This is a genomic window from Pseudobacteroides sp. (assembly GCF_036567765.1).
Taxonomy (GTDB): domain Bacteria; phylum Bacillota; class Clostridia; order Acetivibrionales; family DSM-2933; genus Pseudobacteroides.
Genome location: NZ_DATCTU010000116.1, coordinates 1 through 5,429 on the forward strand (window position 1 = coordinate 1; position 5,429 = coordinate 5,429).

Below are 5,429 nucleotides of genomic sequence, written 5' to 3' on the forward strand. Positions count from 1 at the left end.
ATAATAACGGTGTTAAATGAAAATATTCTCTCTAAAGAAAGCACTGTTTTAGCTGATAAGGAAGTCATTCTCGGTTGCCAAAGTACTCAAATGCAGCATTCATTAAGGATTATCCAGGTAATTGACTCCTCAAACGGAGAATATTGGGAGTGTAAATAATTCCGTGTATGATCTGGTTGCAGTCCTTCTTAGGCAAGTATTTGAAACTTAATTTAGTTTTTTAAAAAATATTGCATTAGCACGTTCATATTTATATTATTAACAATTTATTGAGTTTTATACATAAACTTGATTGGTATTGGCGATAATTGTCAATAATGGTATGCCATATATTTTTAAAGGTTCTAAAAGCTTTTTTCTTTTGTAACATAATAACATAATATAAAACAGTAGTCCTTGTGGAGCTTGTGAATAATGTGCCGGTTTGAAGCTGTGCGATAAGGTGTGGTAAACCTGTGTGCAATTATGTGTGACAATGTGATTTTCATTGTCCACATATTGTGCATGGGTTTTCCATGCCTTATCCATCAGCTTCAGGCAAATTATTCATCAAATCCACAAAGGTTACACTTGCAACTTAGATATAATGTTCTAATCTACCTGGATACTGAATCATTAATTGACTTAACACACGATCCCAGTTCTTATATCTCTGAGTCCATTTCTTTACAGCATTCCTTGATGCCAAATACAACATCTTTTCCAATGATTGATCAGAAGGAAACATTGTCTTTGACTTTGTGACTTTCCGATACTGACGGTTCAGACCTTAAATAATATTGGTTGTGTAGATAATTTTGCGAACTTCGTCAGAAAACTTATAGAATGGGCTTAAGACATCCCAGTTATTCTCCCAACTACGTATAGCAAAAGGGTATTCCTTACCCCATTTTTCTTTTAACTCATAGAGCTTTTCTAGAGCAACATCCTCATTTGTAGCATGATATACCTCTTTAAAGTCTTTGCTGAAAGATTTTATATCCTTATAAGACACATATTTGAACGAATTCCGAAGTTGATGAATTATGCACCGTTGTACATCAGCCTTTGGACAAGCAGCATTAATTGCTTCTTTTAGCCCTGTAAGCCCATCAACACAAAACAGCATAACATCTTGTACACCCCTATTTTTCATGTCGTTCAGGACTCCAAACCAGAATTTTGATGATTCATTGTCACCAATCCATATTCCTAAAATATCTTTACTGCCTTCAACATCTACTCCAATAACAATGTATGCTGCACGATTAAGTATACGCCCATCTTCTTTTATTTTATAATGGATAGCACCCATAAAAACAAATGGATATATTGATTCTAAAGGTCTTTGTTGCCATTCTTTAATCTCCGGAGTAATTCTATCAGTAATCTTACTAACCATCTCTGCTGAAAGGTTAATACCATATAATTCCTGAATCTGCTCTCATATATCCCTTGTTGACATGCCTCTAGCATAGAGTGCAATGACCTTTTCTTCGATTCCTGATACATTCCGCTGATATTTAGGTACTATTTTGGGCTCGAATTCGCCTTTACGATCTCTTGGTATTTTTATATCAATTTCACCAAACTCACTCTTTAACTTCTTTGAACCATAACCATTCCGGCTATTATCTGTATTTTTATTTCCAGTATCATCTTTGGGATAACCAAGTTTTTCTTCAATCTCTGCCTCTAGGAGTTCCTGAATCATTTCTTTGAAAATATCCTTTAAGTAGCTGCTTACGTCTGTTACACTTCGGAAATTATTTCCCTTTACGAGTTCTTTTACTTGTTCTTTTGTTAATGTTGACATAAAAATCTCCTCCTTAGCACAATTATTTCTAATTCTTGCCAAGAAGGAGATTAACGATTCATCTATACACGAAATTTATTACATCCTCGAAATAATTTAATATTGTTACAAACCGTTTTGACCTTACTGCTGAGGAAATTGCCCAAATATACCGCTTAAGATGGAGGATTGAAACATTCTTTCATTAATGTTGCATAAAATTTTAAACTAAAAGTCAATGTAAATAGTTTACTAGCACAGCCTGCACCCAATGCAGCTTTTCCAGTTGATATAACTGCGTATTTCTTTGACCGTATCCGCCTTCGGATTTGCTATCCAGATGTGCCGGAATATACAATATAACCGCAAACATATATTAAAACTTTAAAACAGTTTCGTGAGGTATTTGTTCCATTGTTTACGTTTGGCCCTCTGATATTCTCCACCGGTTTCCAGAAAAAATAATAAAGCTGGGAAAACCCAGCCTATTACGCTTCATTACCACCTAATTCAGCAATCTTTTCTTCAGCCTTCAACCTTTCTTCTTCCACACCACTTGATAAGGCCCTTACTAAATCAAAAATTGGATTATCATAGTCTAAATTTATTGTGCTTTTAAGCAGGTCTTTACAATATGCAAAACCTATCGCAGCATTAAATCGTGCAATCGTTGCAGTATCTATCGTATAAATCTCCTTAAATATATTCTCCAACTTTTCACTTGGTTTACAATCAAGCAAATACCCAACAACCGTAGAACGGTATGATTTTGTTGTAATCTTTAAATCCTCAATCAAAAGATTCTCATAGGAATCATCATTTGTAGCTTTATATAATATATGTGCAAGTTCTGCATTTACTATATGGGGTGGATTCCACTTTTCTAATTCTTCTTTAAGTAGTGCACTCCCATCAATTGACTTTATTTGTGGTAAAAACATAGCTGTGGCCCGGTCGCCTTTTTTAAACTGTTCTACTACAATCTGCTCAACTTCAGCTCTTTCTCTATCATCAATTTTATTAAATAAATCAGGGTCATATCCTTGAGCCTTTTGATAACCGGTTGCATCAATCTGGTTTATAAAATCAATATATGCATTGCTATGAGTTTTCATAATCATGGCACCTTTATTCTATTTATTTTAGCATTCCTGCCAACAAGTATTTTTTCTTCGTGGTTCTTCCAAACATAACCCTCATACTTTTGAACTGCTGTTACCTCGCCAGTTGTTCGTTCGGCAAAATTTTCAGATATTGCAATCCATAACTTTCTCTGATCTTTTGGTGAATCGTTACCCCATTCTGGAAATTTTACCTTTATATAATCCCAACCATTAAATATGCTTCCACCTGGTGTCATTTCCAGTGTAGTACCTTTAATAGATCTCGCATATTCTTCTGCAGCAGCATAATCACCTGACCAGAAAACTGCCTTATCTTTTAGTGATGATAAATCAAGCATTTCGGCCATTTCTTCGAGCTCACCCTTTTGGAAATGATTAAATGCTTTTGCGGCATCTTTTCTCGACTTGAACTGTCCCTTTGAGCGATTCTGGAACTCATTCCATGGGTTGGACTTTTTGCCACAAGTACTGTATCCGCTTGGGTCGTAGTAGTTTACAGGATTGTTTTGTACATAGCTGTAAAGGTTTAATCCATCGCCTCTATAAGTGTCTTCCTGCGTAAACCTTCCCACAACCGGGTTATAGAATCTCGCTCTAAGGTAGTATTGTCCTGTAACCTGATCATACTGTTCACCGGCATACCGGAATCTATTCTGCACTTTCTCAACAGCTTCAACTGTATTACCAAATGCATCATACTGGTACCGATTCACCACTGCACCAGTGCCGTCAACCAATGCAGTGACATCACCGTGGCCCTAATTAGGTAATATAGTGACACATTTTTTATAGCACTTTGTTATGGTGCTATGTTTATATAGAAGGAATTCATTTTTTATTAAAGTACATATCTTCACGAATTCTTAAAATAGTTTTTATAAAAATTACTACAAATGCCAGTGAAAAAATAGCCATGACTATAAGTTTAGTATAAAATTGTACTTCATCGCCATCGACCAATGGAGGAACACCGTTTTGTAATTCTTTAAAAATATTGATAATACCACTAATTCCTATGAAGCCTGATATTAATAAAATAACTATTCTTTTAACTGTCATGAAATCAATCTCCAATCTATAAAATTATGTTACTTGGTCTTTACAAAGAAATCATCAGCTGATTATATTGAATTCATAAACAATTTCAACGATACTTCCAAAGGCACATTTATTCTTCTCTTTCAAATCAAAATTGTTCTTTTTAGCGTAGCTCTTAAACAAGCTTTGACTGATAGCGTTACTATCAGAGATTGAAAGCTCTATCTTTTTAAATTTAAACTCTTTGGCTTTTTTTATTAAGGCATCCAATAGTAAAACTGATATTCCTTTACCCCTGTAATCACTATGTACGCATATCTGCCAAATAAATATAGAACCTCTATCAATGCTCGGCATGCCACTTACAAAACCAATTATATTATTGTTTTCTTCTGCAACAACACATGTTGAAGAAGAATAATTTTCTAAAATCCAATATGCATAAACATTGTATGGTGCAACATATGGCCCGCATTTTTCAATTAATTCTAGAACTGCAGCGGAATCGCCTTCTTGAATATTCCTTACTTCCATACTTACCTCCAATATCACGATAGCATATATAAAAGCCCTGTAAAAACAAGGCCCATATATATACTATCATGCATTTTCTGTTTTGGAAACTGTTGGTTTTATATACTCCCTTTGATGAATCATCATTGAATAGATAACCTTTGCGATCTGCCTCATTACTGCGATCAAGGCCTGACGCTTAGTTTTACCCTGTGATATCTTCTTATTATAATACTCTAAAAAAGTATCATTTATCGGGCTTTTCTTATCCCTACCCCTGCAAATATTCCTTGATGGAATATCCCTGAATATCTCATAAAGCCTCCTGTTACCCTGCTTATTCCTAAAGTTTTTGTCCTTATCACCAGATGAACAGGCAACCGGACTTATTCCGCTATACCGACACATTTTATCCCTACTTGAAAACCTTCTAATATCGCCGATTTCGCTAATCAGCATTGCAGCGGTTATAGTATTAATTCCAGGCATGGTTTCAAGCTTATAGGGAAATTGCTTCATATGCTTTTTTATCTCTGCCTCTATTACTTCCAGTTCCTCATTACAGTGCTTAATTTTCTTTATGCAATGAGACACAATGAAGTCCCTTGTTTCCTGATACTCCGTTGATGTATTGCCATCTTTTTCAACAAGCATCAATATCTTTTCTGCATATTCAATTCCAAAAAATCCACTGCTATGAATGGACAAAAATTCTGCCAATTCCTCTTTTGTAATGCCTTTTAACTTTGAAGGTGAGGGGAAGTTTTGAAAAAATTCCATTCCGGCCTTACAGTATGTTACCGTAAAGAACTTCAAGTAATTTGGATAATGATGCGATATCATTAGTGTTGCATAAAAAACTTTAATAAAAATCAACTGTAATATTTACCTGTAAAAATGTGAAAGCTCCTTTGTTAATATCAAGTGGGTTGACCTGACAAGCAACCACAATAATTAACTAAGGAGCTAACGATATGGTT

General features: G+C 34.8%; 4 protein-coding genes and 3 pseudogenes. 1 reads left to right on the top strand and 6 read right to left on the bottom strand.

Annotation, left to right across the window (positions count from 1 at the left end; genetic code table 11):
* Positions 1–577: 577 nt before the first annotated feature.
* Positions 578–1,795: pseudogene (locus VIO64_RS19050) on the bottom strand (IS256 family transposase).
* Between the two features lie 101 nt (positions 1,796–1,896).
* Between VIO64_RS19050 and VIO64_RS19055 the strand changes: the two are divergent.
* A pseudogene (locus tag VIO64_RS19055) lies at positions 1,897–1,977 on the top strand (transposase); the annotation flags it as partial.
* A gap of 285 nt (positions 1,978–2,262) precedes the next feature.
* Here VIO64_RS19055 and VIO64_RS19060 read toward each other — a convergent pair.
* The 5 genes and pseudogenes from VIO64_RS19060 to VIO64_RS19080 all read right to left on the bottom strand — a co-directional run bounded on the left by VIO64_RS19060 (position 2,263) and on the right by VIO64_RS19080 (position 5,229).
* Positions 2,263–2,889: a hypothetical protein gene (locus VIO64_RS19060; protein ID WP_331921213.1), complete on the bottom strand. Its 627-nt coding sequence runs from the start codon at positions 2,887–2,889 to the stop codon at positions 2,263–2,265.
* A gap of 2 nt (positions 2,890–2,891) precedes the next feature.
* Positions 2,892–3,653, bottom strand: a pseudogene (locus tag VIO64_RS19065) (RHS repeat-associated core domain-containing protein); the annotation flags it as partial.
* Positions 3,654–3,726: 73 nt separating this feature from the next.
* Positions 3,727–3,957 (bottom strand): hypothetical protein, encoded by a 231-nt coding sequence (locus VIO64_RS19070; RefSeq protein ID WP_331921217.1) that lies wholly within the window; start codon positions 3,955–3,957, stop codon positions 3,727–3,729.
* A gap of 54 nt (positions 3,958–4,011) precedes the next feature.
* Positions 4,012–4,470: a GNAT family N-acetyltransferase gene (locus VIO64_RS19075; RefSeq protein ID WP_331921219.1), complete on the bottom strand. Its 459-nt coding sequence runs from the start codon at positions 4,468–4,470 to the stop codon at positions 4,012–4,014.
* Between the two features lie 66 nt (positions 4,471–4,536).
* Positions 4,537–5,229, bottom strand: a complete 693-nt coding sequence (locus VIO64_RS19080) for a transposase (RefSeq protein WP_331921221.1) — start codon at positions 5,227–5,229, stop codon at positions 4,537–4,539.
* Between the last annotated feature and the right edge of the window lie 200 nt (positions 5,230–5,429).